Here is a 15839-nt window from a genome sequence, read left to right on the forward strand (position 1 = left end):
ATTCTCCCTGGATCACTTGTAGACGTGATTGTTTTTATCGCGGCTGTTAACCGCTTGTAATTAAATGCACTAAGCAATGCACTTTGGTTACGATAATAAACAATTAAAGAATCCAGGGTCAACACCAAATTAACAAAACACCACCAAAAGTAACAACCAATCAAAAAACAGACAGAACAACACGACACCATATTGGAAATCTGGAGCAAACCAAATCAGCGTGTAAATAGCAGGTCTTTAAGATTAAATTAATGTAAACTGACTATCTAGAGGGCAGTGAAGCGATACGTCGCACACATCAGCAATGTCATCGATGATGGGTTTTAGCTGTTTCTCAAGGTAATGTGCTAAGTCCAGTGGCCTACTGCTAGGGGTGCAGCGAGGACCATCAACTGTTATAACGTACTCAACCCAATCACCTTTAGCGTAACTTTGAGTACTATTTCGTGCAGCTTTCACATGAGGGGGAGTTGCTTTGGTGTATTCATCAGGGTTTTTGCCTAAGCGTTTGGCATAAGTTAAGAGCTGAGCGTTATCCCCTTTTTGTAAAATGTTAACATAATTATCAATGATATGTTGCAGATTTGCACCAGTGAATAATCCTTGAAACAGTTCACCTTGAAACTTTCTCGCCAGTGGCGTCCAATCGCTACGCACCGACTCCATACCTTTAAAAACGAGTTCTCGGTGCTTCTGGACCAATAAACCAGTGTAACGTTTCTTCGTTCCCACGTCTTTATGCCTTGCCTTGGGCATAAAAAAAGGTCGATATAGGCTTTCGTATTCAAGCTCCAAATAGCTAGGTATTCCATAGCTTTGTTCAAGTATTTGTCGCCAACGGTCGTTAATTTTTGTCACTAACTCTTTAGCTAACGCATGACTTTGTTCGTCACTAAGCTCTTCGGGTAGTGCGATAAAGGTGGAGTCGGTATCGCCGTAAATCACATCAACGCCATATTCAATGAGCCACTGTCGCGTTGTTTGCATAATATCGTGCCCGCGCAGGGTAATCGAACTGGCTAGTCTAGGGTCGTAAAAGCGACAGCCTTTTGAGCCAAGCACGCCGTATAGGCTGTTCATGATAATCTTGATGGCCTGCTGAAGATGAGGGTCGCGGTGCTTTTTGGCCTCTTGACGGGCCTGTGCGAGGCTGGCAACCAAATCAGGAAGATGATGCTTGCTGCGAGAAAAAAATGCCTCATGATACCCAACAATTGCGTCATCAGGGGCATTGAGTCCCTCTATTAAGCCCATGGGATCGATACAAAAGGTACGAATAATACTCGGATAAAGGCTTTTAAAGTCAAGGACTGCAACATTTTGATAAAGACCGGGCACCGAGTCCATCACATAACCGCCTGGGCTGTCGAAGGTCAATCCATGATCGCCTAAATTAGGAGCCACATAGCCACTGCGATGTAACAATGGCAAATAAAGGTTGGTGAACGCCGCCACCGACCCTCCTAGCCGTTCTAATGGCAGCCCTGTAAGCTGGGTCCGCACAATAGCAAAGTCGACCAATTCAAGACGAGCAAAGATGGCTAATACAAGCTCACAGTCTTTTAAGTTATATTCAGCAAGTTGCAGTTTATCTTCGTTGAAAAGCCGGGAAATCTCGGAAACTTTGTCTTTGTTTTCGATAAGCTTTCGCTCGCCAAGGATTTCGTGGGCAACATTATCAAGGGCAAAGCTGGGGTAATAATATGTGGCGTTTTTAAGCATATCAATGCCATCAAGTACAGCGCGCCCGGGAACTATAAGCTTAGCGACTTTTCCTCCGCGCCACACAACCGCCTCATTATTGCGTCCTAAATTAAGACGAATACCCAATTGTTGAGCGCGATAGCACAGCAGCTGAAAGTCAAAGTCGATCACATTCCAACCAACGATCACATCAGGGTCTATATGGTGTATGTGCTCTTGTAACCGCACGAGCAAAGCGGCCTCATCCTCAACATACTCAAGCCACGAGCGCTCTTCGGTGCTACGCCCAACCATCAGCACCTTTTTAAACCGTTCACTCACCAAGCCAACACTGTAAAGCACCCCATCGCCACTGCATTCAATATCCAGCGATAAAACCCGCAAAGTGGGCCGGTAGTGGGGATGGCTTTTAAACCGCGCTTGGACTAAGGAGCCATTAGCACTGGAGGTGCCGTCTACCCATACGCCGCCGCGAATAAATCGCTCCATTAAGAAGCGCTCGTGCGCGCGGATATCATCCTCGTATAACGTAATTCCTTGCTCTTTAAGCTGTTCTCGCGCCGCATAAAACTGATTCAAGTGCGTGAAATAACACCCTGCCATGGGTTTACCGGCAAAAGAGTGCAGCGTTACTGTGCGTATATCACAAGGTAAGTTAGCGGCTTGAAGTAATTTTATCACTCGCTGCTGCTGCGATTGGGCAACGAAAAATACCGCAGACTCAGCGACAGATTGTGCTTTAACTGGGCCGCTGTCTGTGGCCAGCCAAAAGACATGACTGATACCATCGCTCAGTTGCCGTGTTTGCGCGGAAAGGATAAACCCTGCTATTGGAGCCAACCGAATACCTATAGAAGTGAGTAAATACAGCGCGTTGTTTTCTATGTCTTGCCCAAGCATCACAACATAAGTGAATTGTCACTTGAGTCATATGCAGCCACACTCTAAAATGGTCGCACTGTAAATATATACATAAGTTGATACACCATGCTATCCGATCCGCTGAAAAAAACAATCCGAAACGCTCATCAGCGGATAGCTTCAAGCATGGACGATTATCGCCCTCGTGCTAGCCAAAACTACTTGGTCGCAGAAATAGCAAAAACACTCGCTGGTGAATATGATAAAAAGCAGCGCATTTGCGTGGTCGAAGCCGGAACCGGAACCGGCAAATCTTTGGCATATTGCTTAGGTGCCTTACCACTGGCACTCAAACGTAATAAAAAGCTGGTGATTGCAACCGCTACAGTGGCCTTGCAAGAGCAGTTGCTCTATAAAGAGTTACCCTTTTTTGCCCAGCACAGCGGTCTTACTTTTAGTTATGATTTGGTCAAAGGCCGGGGGCGCTATATCTGCGCCCATAAGCTCCATAACGCCGTCAATGGCGAACAAGAGCAACTCGCGTTGATGCCCACTTTGAGCTCCCCTTTGAGTGACATGGAGCAAAAATGCCTGCATCAGCTGCATGATGCTTACCAAAACAAACAGTGGCAAGGTGACCGAGACTCATGGGCCGACGTGATCCCAGATCGCGTATGGCACCTTATTGCCTGTGATAAGCATGCCTGCCAACGGCAGATGAAAGCGCACCAAACTTGTCCTTTCCATCTTGCGCGGCAAAAAATAGCGCAAATGGATGTGTTAGTGGCCAATCACAGTCTATTATTGGCCGATTTGGAGCTCGGCGGTGGCGTGATTTTGCCGGAGCCAGAAAACTGTATTTATGTGATTGATGAAGCACACCACTTACCGCATATCACTCGCGACTTTTCATCTGCCGCAGCCACCTTAAAAGGGACTCAGGATTGGCTCGAGAAACTACTCAAATTTAGCGGCAAATTGGCGCAAACCATTTTTAGTGCCAGCGCATCAGGTAGCCAGTTTAAACTCAATGATGCCCTTGATGATGTGGCCAGAGGCATGAAAGCCGTGCTGAGTATGCTTGATAGTGCAGACTTTCAATACACCGAAGACGACACCTATCGTTTCTCACACGGAGTGCTGCCGCAACAGCTCACAGTGCAAGCCAAAGATATCAGTGAAGCCAGTAAAACGGCGCTACGCACCCTCAACAAGATGCACGAAGCGCTCAGTAGTGACGTAAATGATGGCGATGTGAAGCCGTTTATTGCTGACCCTATTTTAGCTGAGAGTGGGCAATATATAGCCCGTTTAGAAACGCTACAAAAGCTGTGGCAAAGTTATGCTAAAGAAAGCGAAAGCGTTCCTCATGCCAGGTGGATAAAGCGCATGGAGTATAAAAACCACCATGACTACCTCCTGAGTGACTGCCCTATTGAAGTGGGGTTTTACCTCAAAGATAAATTATGGCGCGAGTGTGCAGGAGCGGTATTGTGCTCGGCCACGCTCAGCGCCTTGGGCTCCTTTGAACATTTTGCCCATGAAAGCGGGCTACGCTCAGAGCAAGGAGTTAAGTTTATCAAGGTGCCCTCACCGTTTGATTACCCCAATCAAGCGCAACTGCATATTCCCAAAACCGAGTGTGAGCCAACCGACAAAGCGTTTAGCGATTACCTTGCCAAAGCACTGCCCAATACCCTAGATAAATCCAAAGCTAATCTGGTGTTGTTTGCTTCCTATTGGCAAATGCACCATGTCGCCGAACGTTTGCGTAAACAAGGGTGGGACATTTTAATGCAAGGCGAGCTATCTCGGGATACACTGATCCGACGCCATAAGCGCCGTATTGATGATGCCCAAGGCAGTGTGCTGTTTGGCACCCAAAGTTTGTCTGAAGGCCTCGATTTGCCAGGCGATTACCTGACTAATCTAGTGATCACAAAAATCCCGTTTGCGGTGCCCACCTCACCGATTGAAGAAGCGCAAGCAGAGTTTGTAGAGCAAAAAGGAGGCAACCCATTTTTATCCATTACCGTACCGGACGCCGCCAAGAAATTAGTACAAAGCTGTGGTAGACTGCTGCGCAAAGAAAGAGACAGTGGTGTGATTACCATTTTCGACCGTCGCTTAATCACCAAGCGTTATGGTAAAGCCATGCTCGATACCTTGCCGCCCTTTAAACGAAAAATAGATTATTAGATGTTTGAACTAGCTCTCGACCCATCGACTTGGGCCATTTTATGCGCCGTAGCCCTTGCTGCAGGCTTTATAGATGCTATCGCCGGCGGCGGCGGTATGTTAACCGTACCGGCCCTACTTACTGCCGGATTACCCCCGCATTTAACTCTAGGGACGAACAAGTTAGCGGCCAGTTTTGGCTCACTGACAGCCAGTGTCACCTATTACCGTAAACGTTTGTTCGACCCTAAGTTCTGGGCTGCGTCAATTCTCGCCACCGCTATCGGCGCTACCCTAGGCACCTTATTGGTCGATAGTATGAGCACCGAGTTTCTCAACAAACTCATTCCTGTGGTGATCATCGCCGTCGCTATCTACTCCTTATTTGGCAAGCTCAGTCCACAGCAGAGTAACGATTTACCGCTGCTCTCCGGCGCTATGCGCATAAAACAGTGGCTCCAAGGCTTGGCCTTAGGCTTTTTCGATGGCATGGCAGGCCCAGGCACGGGCACATTCTGGACCGCGTCAAATAGCCTCCTTTATAAAATGAGCCTGTTGATCAATTGCGGTTTAGCCCGCTCGATGAATTTTGTCAGTAACTTTATTTCGCTGATCACCTTTGTAGCACTCGGTCATGTTAACTTCTTACTCGGCGCCACCATGGGGTTATTCTTGATGTTAGGGGCCTGGCTGGGGGCTCATTCAGCTATTCGCTTCGGCTCAAAAATGATCCGCCCGGTATTTAACACCGTTGTTATTGTGTTAGCACTGAAACTCGTCTATGAGGCTTATTTGTAATGAGCTCTGGCCATGCATTAGCGCGATTACAGCAACAACTGGAGCGTCTGCGCAGCGATGCTGAACAGTTTGATAAAGCCAATTGGTTTGCTAAAAATCGTTTTATGCAATCCAAACATGCATTGTTCGATCGCAGTGTGTTTAATAGCAAAAGTATGCTGCTCGTTGATTACGTTGATGAAGTGCAAACGCAACTTGAAAGACTAACGAGAAGCCTTGAGCATCAAGGTCGTCATCAATATGGTTTCGCTCTCACGCATATTACCGAGCAAATAGAAGCCATCGTCAAAGTGCTTAAAGCAACCTCTGTGTGGGCGAAAGAAAATACACCTACGGCGAGGGCAAAAAAGTACCAAAAAGCGGTGAAAAAAATTATTCAGCCAACCAATGAGCTTTATCAAGAGCTGGCTAAAAATCACGAATTTGAACGTCGCTTGGGGCAAATGATTGACGACCGCAAACAACAGATGCATGGCGCTGATGCCACCACCGTTGCTAAGTTAAATCAGGAAGTCTTAGCGCTGCATGCACGCTTAGGACGCTGTCGTAAGGCCATTAGCGCCTGTGAAGAAAAAATACAATTAGCAGAGAAACAAGCGATACGATGAAATTATTTTATCACCCTATCTACTCTCAGCTCGACCTACCTGCTCACCATCGTTTTCCAATCAGTAAATATCAACAACTCTTCGACATGCTGTGCGCACACCCAGAACTCAAATCAGGTTTTACTATTAGTTGCGCCGAACCTATCTCGGTGAGCACGTTAGAGCTTGCTCATGATGCTGACTATGTTCATCAGTTCATCACTGGCACGTTGGCGGATAAAGCGCAAAAACGCATCGGCTTTAGCCACAGCGACGCATTGGTAGAGCGCACCCTACAATCAGTTGGCAACACTTTGGGCGCAGCCCAAGCCGCACTTAAAGACGGGGCCGCGATGAATTTAGCGGGCGGTTACCACCATGCCTTTGGTAACTATGGCAGTGGCTTTTGTATTTTTAATGATGCTATCACCGCAGCCCGATATTTGTATCAAGCGGGGCTCATTGATAACGCCCTTATTATTGATTTAGATGTTCACCAAGGTGATGGCAGCGCCGCTATCGCTGAAAGGGACGACGCCATTACAACCTTGTCATTGCATGGTGAGCGCAACTTTCCACGCATCAAGCAAAGCTCAGACTACGACTTTGCTCTGCCCTTGCATTGCGACGACCGTGTTTACTTGGAGACACTCGCACAAGCGCTAAAGTTAACGCAGCGTCTGCATCGCCCGGATATTATTTTCTATAATGCCGGGGCCGATGTACACAGCGATGACGAGTTAGGAACCCTGAGCCTAAGCTTGGACGGTGTCGGCGCTCGTGATGCTCAGGTGCTTACTCATGCAAAACACCATGAAATCCCAATTTGCACTATGCTTGGCGGCGGATATCAACGCAATGTAGAGCAGCTTGTCAAAGTGCATTGGCAACTTTTAAAGCAATTTCATCAGTGCTTTATATTGGACAGTTAGGTAACCTGAGCTATGCTAATTAAGATGGTATAGTTACGGGAAAACAGTGAGTTATGAAACTACATGACGACGTCCACAATTATTACGAAAAGTTGGTATTAGAGGAAATCGATCGCCAACAATTGCAGCATATGTATGACAGCGATACACTAGCGGACCTATGTTGTACGGTGCTCAATCAACTTCCACCCCGCTATATTCGCTTTGATGTTGATATGGCATTTTACCTATCCACAGCTGAAGCTGAGCAAATGCAGGAGAAGGTTGAGGCCGCCATAAAAGTAGCCTTAAGCCTAATCGCAAAGCGAGGAAGTCATGCCCAAACCCGAGAACAATCTCGATAACGCACCAGAAGAAGTAAAATTAGCCGTAGACCTAATCATGCTGTTGGAACAAAACGACATTGAACCAAGTACCGCGCTCGCGGCACTGGATATTGTGCGCCAAGATATGCAAAGGCGATTACAATCAGACTGAGTCGTCTAATCTAAACCGCGTCACCTGTCCTCGCATGCTTTACCTTGAAAAAGCGACCCATTAACATAAGTTCGGGTCGCGCTTAAGCGCATCGTGCTCAAGCTTAGCTAGCTCTGCGATGAGGCCATCAATTAACCCCATAGCCTGTTCTGGATGCTCACTTTTTAATATCTTATCCGCTTGCTCCGCTAACGCTTGAAGCTGCTCGAAACCAAACATTGCAGCGCTTCCTTTAAGGGCATGAACCGACTTACCAAGCCCAATCAGGTCCCCATATCTGGATTGGTTTTCTAGCTGCACCCGCTGCTCAGCCAATCCTGATACATAGTCATCGCGAAGAGCCTGCATATCCGACTCAGGTAAATCTATATCAACAAATTGCTCCGGCAGTGCGAGATAGTGGGCAATCTTTTTAGCAAACTGTTCTCTGTCGATGGGTTTGCCAAGGTGATCCGCAAATCCAAGCTTTAAATATCGCTCAATTTCATGGCTCATGGTATTCGCCGTGAGTGCTATCACCGGCGTAGTACATCCCGTCGCTTGCAAAAACGACAGTGCTTGCTCGCCATCCATAATGGGCATTTGGATATCCATCAACACTAGGTCGAAGTCTCTTTCCAACGCCTGAGTGACAGCTAACTGCCCGTTTTCGACCCAAGTCACCTGCAATCCCATGCGCTCCAATATACGCTGCAGCAATTTGGCATTATCACGGTTATCCTCTGCCAACAGTACATGACCATGCAGCTCACTTTGAGCGATACAATCCTCACTATGCTCATCCGCATTGAGCGCTTTGCTGTAGCTCTCTAACCACTGCGTTTGCTCGGTTGTTTTAAGCGCCAAATCGACAGTAAAAGCGGTGCCCTGCCCCTGAATACTCTGCACGTCAATGTCGCCACCGAGTTTGCGCGCCAAGCTCTTTGATATATTTAGGCCCAACCCAGTGCCACCGTATTTACGTGAAGTGGAAGAGTCCGCCTGATAGAAGGCTTCAAATAGCTGAAACTGTTCTTGCTCGCTCATGCCAATACCGGTGTCTTTTACGGTGATAATAAGGCGCTCATCCTTTGCTGCAACATCAATATTAATGCTGCCAACACTGGTAAATTTTAAGGCGTTGGCGGTTAAATTTAACAGTATTTGTCGTAACCGAGTGGCGTCGGTGTAGATATAGTCCGGCAATGGAAAGTGGTAATGCAACGAAAATCCCAAACCTTTATCGCGAATTTGCTTACCAAGAATAGACTCCACTTGGCCTATGGCGCTAAATAAGTGCGTTTTCGCGCTTTCGACTTCAAGACGGTTGGCTTCTATTTTCGACATGTCGAGAATATCATTGAGTAAACCAAGCACATGGCGGGCGTTTTGTGCGATCACATGAGTCGCTTGGCTTTGCTCATTCGCTTTTACATCCCCTAATAACAGCCCTTCGGCGTAACCAATGATAGATGTCATAGGAGTGCGGATCTCATGGCTCATGTTCGCCAAAAAGCGAGTTTTTGCTTCGCTGGCATCCCGTAGCTCAACCGTTAACGCCTGCAACTCCCCCGTACGCTCTTGCACTTTTGCTTCAAGATTTTTAGTTAATTCAACATTGGCATCATTAATCAGTCTAAACTTGTCGGCCACGGCAAAAGCGAGTAACAACGCATCCAACGCTGTACCGATTAAACCAAGGTGATACAAATTAATATTGACCGAAGGCAATAGCCCAAGATTAGTTAAGTTGCCCACCATATTTGGTAGCGCCATACACATGTAAGCCAACACAAAATAACGGGCTGGTTTGTAGCCTTGCATTATTCGTCTAATACCAATGTAAAGCCCTAAACACAGCGCTATCGCGGTCGCGAAAGTGGCCCAGATAAACCCAGATCCGGGGGAGAGCACACTTATTGGCAAACCAATTAATGACACCCATGAGAAGATTAACGCTCCTCGGGCAAACCGTGGATGGGTCTCATTAAGCTTGAGCAGGTGGATGTAAAATAGGGTATTAGCCAAAGGTGTTAGAATAAAGCCAAACCAGTGCAGAGCGGTCAAGTCGATGGCAAAAAGCTGGCTCGGAATATGAAAGAAGTGACTCCATGCAAACACCCAAGCAGCAGTAAAAAATGCATAATAAAGATGGGTTTTGTCTTTTGAGCCTAGGTAAATCAATAAGTTATAGAGCCCCAGCACAATACCCACACTGAAACACAGCATCATGATGAGGTTTTCCCAAATCGCTTGCTGCTGATAGTCACCCGGCGTAGATAGCTTTATCTTTGGCGGGGTATAAAATGCCGCACTATGAAACTCGGTCACGATAATTACCGACTCATCTAACGGCAGGGTGAGTGTTTTCCCATAGTGAAAAGCAAACTCATACTGACCGCGCTCACCGCTTTGATAAAGCGTGCTTCCTGATTTTGTAAATACCTGCGTATTAATGACAGATACCACGCTATTGTAGGGGGCATACACCCACTGCTGCTGCGAAGACTGATTCGTGACCTTGTAGACGCTGACGTAACGCCCACCAAATAACTGCGGACGCTCTACTTTAGGCTGCTGTTCCAGCCAGCTAAGTAACTGTTTTTTTGATGTCGGTAATTGAGCTGTTTCGCTGATGCGATAATAATGCGGTGGCGCGTCAAAATCCATGGAATTCTGTGTTACCACCACGTGCTGCAAACTCGCCGAATGTGTCTGGGCACTTATCAGCAACAGTAACCCCATCAATACCTGTATTAAGTGCCTCGTCACAACAACCTCAAGGATCTATCTTAAAAATGGAAGGTTACATCCAAACCTACACGCCGGCCTTCGCCCTTGAAGTCTTCATACATTCCTAAAAACTCGCTGAGATCGAACTTTAAATGGCTGTAGTGTGTATCAAACACATTTTTTGCCCATAACCTTGCTTGCCATTGCTGGTAATCGGCCACAATATGCGCATCCCACAGTGTATAATCGCCTTGAGACGCAATAGGATTTTCGTTTTGATCAAAATAATAATCTGATTGGAAATCAAATGACACCCCCGCCCTCATATCGACGTTGGTCCATGCCCACGAGTAAGTCAGTGCGCCATTGATATTCCACTTAGAGGTAAATGGCAACCTATGGTCCGTCAAGGTGTTGCCTAGGGGATCTGTATATTGCTCAAACTCTGCATTAGGGATATAACCAAGTGCTAAGTGTGCACGCCAGGGCCCTTTAGGGCGATAATACATTGCCAGCTCCGCTCCGCTAATACGCGAACTAGCGACATTTTCCAACAATTGCAAAGGCGGTTGCTGTGGGTTAGCTGAAGCTTGATTCATGAAGACTTGTTGGTCGTCGTACTGATAATAAAAAATAGCCCCATCAAAACCAAACCCTGAGCGCATTAATGGCGTTTTAAACCCTATCTCATGGGCACTAAGCTGCTCTGGTCCGTAGTTAGCCTGTTGCGCCTGCTCTGGCGTAGATAAGAAACCGCCATTGTAGCCACCGCTCTTATGGCCGTCTGAATAACGATAATAATAAAGGTTATCACGGCTATCAGTGTAGTGCAGCGCCAGCTCCGTAGAAACGCCGTCATCATCTTGCTGTCCACTGACTTGGTAATAATCAATGATGATGCCGCCTTGAGGGTCTGTGGCAATCGGCACATTGAGTGTGGAGACCGAATCATACTCGACAGTTTCATCGCTGTAGCGTACCCCAGTTATCAATGCCCAACGCGGCGATAACTGCCATTGGGCATGAGCAAACAGTGCCCAAGAGCGAGTGTCTATCTCGTTATCGTATAAAAAATTAGCCGTCAGGCTCGGGTCTAAGATGCCGCGAAAGTCACGCAGCAAATCATTGTTATTTAACTGCTCTATTTGCTCGGATAACTGATATGCACCCAAGGTAATATGATGCTGCTGATAGTGCCCTTGCAGTCTTAATTCGTTGCTCAAGCTGCGTGTCTGCAACCCGAGGTTTCCTTCGCACAACCGCGCGAGCGAGCCATCGCAATTAAAACCATGGTCGCGCTCAAGGTCGCTCACTCCCAGTAACCAGACCGCTTGCCAGTGAGTGTTCACTTGCCAACCTAACTCATTAGTGAGTCCCCAACGGGTAGTTTCATGGGCATTGTTGTTGTTTACCTTCACCGCCCAGAAGTCATCGCTGCCATCATTAAAACCAAATGCGTCAACACACTCACCTTGGTTAATTTGAGCCAATGTACAAGGTGAGCCATCGCTGGGAGATATAATTCCAATGTTTCCGACAGGCTGTGTCAGTCCCTGCCAGCGACTATACTCAACTTTAGTGAACCAATTGAGCTGTTGCCACTGCCCTAAATAACTAACCCGGGCGTCATTTTGCTCAAGGCCGGCTTCGGGGTAGGCTTGGGCTAGGTTGTAACTAGTGTAATCATATTTCTGATGATTTAACGCTACTCGCAAAGCTTGCTGTTCGGACAGCTGCATATTCCCCACCAGCTGCGCTTGACGCCAATCATCACTGCCAATAGCGCCTTTGACGTAGCCGTAGTTATCGAACTCAGGGCGTGCAGTGCGTACTAAAATTGCCCCCCCGGTGGTGTTACGGCCAAAAAGCGTACCTTGTGGCCCTTTAAGAACCTCCACTTGCTGTATATCGTATAGATTAGCAATTTGATGGCTGGCAGAGCCGCTGTTTACCCCATCAACATACAAACCGACCGGGGAAGTATTAGCGGTATTGTAATCAATCAGCCCGACACCACGAATATTAATGGCCGGCGGTGTACCTTCGGCGGCATTTTGCGATATTTTCACATTTGCCGAGAACCGTCCTAACTCGGTGGTATCTTTGATAGCCGCATCCGTGAGCTGTTGCTCGCCGATATAGGTAATCGATACACCGACTTCACTGGCTTGCTGAGCCCGTTTTTGCGCGTACACTTCGATCACTTCCATCTGCTCATCAGCTGAAGTTTGTTGAGCCTGTGCGACCGTCGTACAAGCAAAAGGTATACACAGCAGAGTCCGCTTAAGTTGCCAAGTCATTTTTTTATAACGCATTAATTTAATTATTGATCTTAGTATAGAAGAAACCTCGTCATAACAGTAGCGTGTTACCAAGGTAAAAAGCCGCGCTCACCACTAATATGGGTTGGCACGCCGGATAGCGCCCGTGCTGTTTGCATGCCAGCCATCACCGCCGCCTCTACACAACCGGCATTAACGCCGGTGCTAATCCAATCTCCAGTAATGTAGAGATTGCTAAAGTCGGTTTCTTGCGTATGCAAACGGTACTGACTCGTGCCTGTTAATGACAACACATAGCGCTCGCTGGGGTCGAGGTTTACGCGCCAATATTGATAATCAAAACGTTGCTCACCCTGTGCGCTCGCAGGAGCATACAAAGTATGCCATTGGAAGCCTTCCCTATCGCCAGCTTCTGGCCACAGCCAACGCATGCTGTGCTTGAGTTTGTTGAGGCAATTGTTTTTCACGTTTTGCAATTGCTGCTGCACAAAGCCCGTGTCGCTCGCGGGAGGGAAATCAGCGCACGTATAGGCGCTGCAAAAATACGCGACATTAACTGGTTGATTATCCTCTGGCCACTGTTCCCAAGGTAGTAGGTGTGCCATCGCGGCCCAGGTGTCGAAGGGCTTGGAAAACGCGCTGAGGATAGGCGGCTTTGTCGATGCTTGCCAACCTAGCTGCCGGTCGTCTTTATTTAGCCACAGCTGCATGGCTTGGGTAGCCACGGTGCCAAGCTCCTTAACACTCGTCGCTAACCGAGTGTCTGTTGCTAAAAGCGCTGGCGCTATATGCTCCATGCTTGCCACTGATACACCACATATCACATGATCAAAGTCCACTGCGCGCTCAAGGGTAATGCGTTCAAGCGGCGCAGAAAAATGACGCTCATACACCGCCTCCCAGTCACTCCAATGTGACTCAAGGTTTATGTTGTGGGTCTTTAATAGTTGCGCTTGGTCTGCGTTAATTTGTGTATATAACGGCTCGCTTGGCCAGCAAGGTAAACCGTGGATATCCACTAAGGGATGATAATCTGGGTGCTTAAGATCAACTTGCTTGCACAGCTCAATCTTTTGCACAAAGCGCCCGCTACTGTCGGGATACAATTGCTGCACCTGATGAAAAAAGGCAAATTTCACGCCGCGCTGCTTTAATAGCTCGTAGATGGGCGCAAAAATAACATCGCCCATTCCCGCTTGCATCTTCCACATTACGCCGCCACGGTAACACAGCAGAATTCGTAGGATAGCCAAGGCTGCAACCCCCGCCTCCACATTCGGTTTGCTAAAATCGCCATCTTGGTAGCCAAACACTAAGTCGTAAAACCCTCTTACTGGAGCACTATCAACGCTAAAGTGTGGGTCTGCACCATTATCGCTAAGCCACTGGCGTAAATCACGGTCATTAATACTGGCAAAGCCACGCTCATGAATTTTGTCGCGTATTAAACCAACCAACATGGCAATCGCTAAATCGGCGCAAATATAGGCTTGACGCAGCTTCGCATTGTCATCGAGTAATTCACGAACTTCTTCACGAAGCCAGCGCTTAAGCTTGCGGACAATATACCAAGTTCCCAAACGATCCGACTTGTGACTAAAACTTTCGTCGTTAACACGCAAATTGAGTAAAGCACTGAGCTGCTCTAATAATAACCTAGGGTTAGAAACAACCTGCTGCGCATCTTGGCGTAGCTCGGTGTAAAACTGACTTACCTCCAGAGTGATACTGCTGAAGGTACTTTGCACTTGCTCCATAATGCTGGCTAAAAGATGCTGATCACGCCGCTTCCGAGTGGTGAGTACAGGTTTATGTGCCAGCTCATGCTCTATATCGTCGACAAACTTCTCTAGCCAGGCGACCAAAAGCCGAGCAATTTGCCAAAAGTGTAAATCCAAAGTGCCCGCACTAGGGTTCCCCTCGATTCGTGGAAATTCAATGGCCCAAGGCTGCCATTGGCCGTTAATATGCTCTTGTAAGGCGATAACATCATGAGGTTTAAATGCCTGTTGCCACGTTGCCATAGGGTGAGTCGCAGGTCTATCCAGTGCTTGATAAACTCGCTCTATGGTGCGGAACGAATTTACATAGGCGCCAAACCAAACATGTAAGCCATGCTCCTCAATACGTTGGCCCATATTTGCGTTGCGACCACTGGCGCCTTTGCCACCCAAACGCCAGCCTTGCTGATACACGGTTATATCAAACTGTTGTTGCCAATTGGCTTTTTCCGTTAAATACACAGCAGCGGTCATAGCACTGACGCCACCACCAAGAATCGCGATTTTTTGCTGCTCAGACATAACCTTGCTCCACAATTACCCTTGCCCCAGCCTGCTCAAAGTCCATATTGACGTAATAAGGCAGCCGCGCCCATTGCTTACCTGTAGCGATACCAAAGAGTTGCTGCAGTGGAAACGCATCAAGATGACGAATATCAACCTCATACTCCCCTTCTAATAACCCCACCTCATGAATCGCATTGATGGTTGAGGGCGAGTGCAGCACGGCGCTGTAAAGACTGTTTTGGGCCATTCCATCCGGGCATTGTTTAAACAAAATTTGGTCTAAATAAGGGTGTGTAACCCCGCCTAACAACTGTTTGATGAGCTCTTTGCTCAGGTGCGCCCCTTGCGCTCCTTGCGACAACAACTCGGCTATTTCTTTAGTCGTCTCATACGCTTCGCTTAGCCAATTGTCATTATCATCCACTCTACGAACCCGTAATAGCTCATGCCAGGCCATTTGCGTGTTTGGGTGGTAAGGTTGAAAGGTTTCTAGTTGCAGCGAAAAGTCACTGTTTGCCTGCTTATTCTCGGGCATGCTGTAGCGACATAAATATTTGTTATAACCCCAAATCTCGCGGCCATTAATCAAAGCATTAATGTTATTTACACAAATAAAGGCAGGAAACCAATATAGATGCAAAGCGCGGTCATCACCCTTTGCTTGTTTGACGACAGGCAACCAGATGATGATATCAGTCTCTTGCATCCAGCCATATTCACTAAAGGGCGCCTGCAACGAAGCGATGCGGGTGATATCAGTAAAGCTTAGTAACGGCGATGAGCCCAGTACTTTAAAAAAGTAAGGTGAGGAGTCGATTGAATTCAACGTGGTATCAACAAAGTGCTGCATTTTTTGCTCACAGCCTGCTAAGAAAAAGCCGAACATGCGCGCATCTTTCATGCCACACGGCGGTTTGGCGATGGGGTTTGAAGGGTAATGAATATAAGGTAAAGCCATCCTACTCTACTCGCTGGTTTTAATCTTTGAGGCCCAAAAGTTAGGGCAACGCGTGCACCGAG

The 15839-nt window shown here is 47.4% G+C and carries 11 protein-coding genes; 6 read left to right on the forward strand and 5 right to left on the reverse strand.

The window, feature by feature from the left end; all coding sequences use genetic code 11:
* Positions 1-243: 243 nt before the first annotated feature.
* Positions 244-2544 (reverse strand): DNA polymerase II, encoded by a 2301-nt coding sequence (locus tag MHM94_RS06615; protein ID WP_235418829.1) that lies wholly within the window; start codon positions 2542-2544, stop codon positions 244-246.
* Between the two features lie 147 nt (positions 2545-2691).
* Between MHM94_RS06615 and dinG the strand changes: the two genes are divergently transcribed.
* From dinG to rsmS, 6 genes are read left to right on the forward strand one after another with little or no spacing between them, the layout of a single operon-like run.
* Entirely contained in the window at positions 2692-4764 is a 2073-nt protein-coding gene (dinG, locus tag MHM94_RS06620) for an ATP-dependent DNA helicase DinG (RefSeq protein ID WP_045979769.1), read from the forward strand.
* Positions 4765-5541 carry a TSUP family transporter gene (locus MHM94_RS06625; RefSeq protein ID WP_022946729.1) on the forward strand — a complete coding sequence of 259 codons (777 nt, stop codon included), beginning with the start codon at positions 4765-4767 and terminating at the stop codon, positions 5539-5541. It begins immediately after the preceding gene.
* The gene (locus tag MHM94_RS06630; protein WP_022946728.1) at positions 5541-6149 is read left to right on the forward strand and encodes a primosomal replication protein; all 609 of its coding nucleotides are present in this window, start codon (positions 5541-5543) and stop codon (positions 6147-6149) included. The genes MHM94_RS06625 and MHM94_RS06630 overlap by 1 nt, the downstream gene beginning before the upstream one ends.
* Positions 6146-7060 (forward strand): histone deacetylase, encoded by a 915-nt coding sequence (locus MHM94_RS06635; protein ID WP_235418828.1) that lies wholly within the window; start codon positions 6146-6148, stop codon positions 7058-7060. The genes MHM94_RS06630 and MHM94_RS06635 overlap by 4 nt, the downstream gene beginning before the upstream one ends.
* Before the next feature lie 53 nt (positions 7061-7113).
* Positions 7114-7404 carry a late competence development ComFB family protein gene (locus tag MHM94_RS06640; RefSeq protein WP_053910976.1) on the forward strand — a complete coding sequence of 97 codons (291 nt, stop codon included), beginning with the start codon at positions 7114-7116 and terminating at the stop codon, positions 7402-7404.
* Positions 7376-7537, forward strand: a complete 162-nt coding sequence (rsmS, locus tag MHM94_RS06645) for a pleiotropic regulatory protein RsmS (protein ID WP_022946725.1) — start codon at positions 7376-7378, stop codon at positions 7535-7537. Before MHM94_RS06640 ends, rsmS begins: the two co-directional genes overlap by 29 nt.
* A gap of 60 nt (positions 7538-7597) precedes the next feature.
* Here rsmS and MHM94_RS06650 read toward each other — a convergent pair whose 3' ends face one another.
* The 4 genes from MHM94_RS06650 to MHM94_RS06665 are packed head-to-tail and all read right to left on the reverse strand — an operon-like array spanning position 7598 to position 15777.
* Positions 7598-10288, reverse strand: a complete 2691-nt coding sequence (locus tag MHM94_RS06650; RefSeq protein WP_235418827.1) for a 7TM diverse intracellular signaling domain-containing protein — start codon at positions 10286-10288, stop codon at positions 7598-7600.
* Between the two features lie 20 nt (positions 10289-10308).
* Complete coding sequence (locus MHM94_RS06655; protein WP_235418826.1) at positions 10309-12564, reverse strand: TonB-dependent receptor; 2256 nt, start codon at positions 12562-12564, stop codon at positions 10309-10311.
* Positions 12565-12617: 53 nt separating this feature from the next.
* Positions 12618-14834 carry an NAD(P)-binding protein gene (locus MHM94_RS06660; protein WP_235418825.1) on the reverse strand — a complete coding sequence of 739 codons (2217 nt, stop codon included), beginning with the start codon at positions 14832-14834 and terminating at the stop codon, positions 12618-12620.
* Positions 14827-15777, reverse strand: a complete 951-nt coding sequence (locus MHM94_RS06665) for an acetoacetate decarboxylase (RefSeq protein ID WP_022946721.1) — start codon at positions 15775-15777, stop codon at positions 14827-14829. The genes MHM94_RS06660 and MHM94_RS06665 overlap by 8 nt, the downstream gene beginning before the upstream one ends.
* Between the last annotated feature and the right edge of the window lie 62 nt (positions 15778-15839).

Origin of the sequence: Pseudoalteromonas sp. CNAT2-18.1 (assembly GCF_022347865.1) — a bacterium.
Lineage (GTDB): Bacteria > Pseudomonadota > Gammaproteobacteria > Enterobacterales > Alteromonadaceae > Pseudoalteromonas > Pseudoalteromonas ruthenica.

Excerpts from the sequence above, each read along its gene's own strand:
- rsmS (WP_022946725.1), top strand. The coding sequence starts at position 7,376 with ATGCCCAAACCCGAGAACAATCTCGATAACGCACCAGAAGAAGTAAAA.
- MHM94_RS06625 (WP_022946729.1), top strand. The coding sequence starts at position 4,765 with ATGTTTGAACTAGCTCTCGACCCATCGACTTGGGCCATTTTATGCGCC.
- MHM94_RS06665 (WP_022946721.1), bottom strand. The coding sequence starts at position 15,777 with ATGGCTTTACCTTATATTCATTACCCTTCAAACCCCATCGCCAAACCG.
- MHM94_RS06660 (WP_235418825.1), bottom strand. The coding sequence starts at position 14,834 with ATGTCTGAGCAGCAAAAAATCGCGATTCTTGGTGGTGGCGTCAGTGCT.
- MHM94_RS06630 (WP_022946728.1), top strand. The coding sequence starts at position 5,541 with ATGAGCTCTGGCCATGCATTAGCGCGATTACAGCAACAACTGGAGCGT.
- MHM94_RS06635 (WP_235418828.1), top strand. The coding sequence starts at position 6,146 with ATGAAATTATTTTATCACCCTATCTACTCTCAGCTCGACCTACCTGCT.
- MHM94_RS06640 (WP_053910976.1), top strand. The coding sequence starts at position 7,114 with ATGAAACTACATGACGACGTCCACAATTATTACGAAAAGTTGGTATTA.
- MHM94_RS06655 (WP_235418826.1), bottom strand. The coding sequence starts at position 12,564 with ATGCGTTATAAAAAAATGACTTGGCAACTTAAGCGGACTCTGCTGTGT.
- dinG (WP_045979769.1), top strand. The coding sequence starts at position 2,692 with ATGCTATCCGATCCGCTGAAAAAAACAATCCGAAACGCTCATCAGCGG.